The 712-nt window shown below is 61.9% G+C and carries 1 pseudogene; it reads left to right on the forward strand.

What is annotated here, in order from left to right:
* Window positions 1–712 (forward strand): annotated as a pseudogene (locus tag GHO41_RS29975) (phage tail protein); the annotation flags it as partial.

A 712-nucleotide genomic window follows, 5' to 3' on the forward strand; every position in this document is an offset into this window, starting at 1 on the left:
TGTACGTCTCGGCGGGCGATCTGGATATCCCTATCAGCAAGATCAAGGTGGGTGAAACTCCACTGATTTCGCTGGGTTCCGATGCTCGCGTGACGATCTATCCGCCTGGTGCGGATGTGTCGGGCGATACCGCATCGATGCTCTGGTTCAATGTGGCCGAGGTGGGAGCGAGTTCGAGCGGATCGGCTGGCCTACAGCTGACGGTTTCGAACAGCATCACGCCATCGGCGCGGGCTTCGGCCTACCAGTTCAATGGCGCAACCATCTCGATCCCTGTGGGAGCGGGCGCGTTCCCTGCGGATTGGGTCAGCGGCTTGGTGATTCGTGCGCTGGCTTACTACGAATACACGGTCATCGATGGTGGGGCGGGGCGCGACATCGTCCAAGGCCCGCTGGAGATGCTCAATCCTGAAGTCGGTATGCCGATCGAGGTTGTGGGTGCCAACGGCGGGCTGTACATCGTCAACAGTTACACGCCCTATGCACCTGCAATACCGCCCGGCGCAGGTACGGCTTCAACGCTGCGGGGCTCCAGTGCTCCGTCGCGCTACGACTTTGATGTGACACCGCTGTCGCTCACCGTCAGCCGAGGCGGGACGGCATACCCTGTCAACCTGAACACTGCGACAACCGACCTTGCCGGTCTGGTGTCGGCGTTCAACGCTGCCAAGGGCGCTGCGCCATTCATTGCCAGCGCCTCGCTGGGCCGACT

This window comes from Pseudomonas sp. FSL R10-0399, assembly GCF_009600165.1.
GTDB classification, from domain to species: Bacteria; Pseudomonadota; Gammaproteobacteria; order Pseudomonadales; family Pseudomonadaceae; genus Aquipseudomonas; species Aquipseudomonas helleri.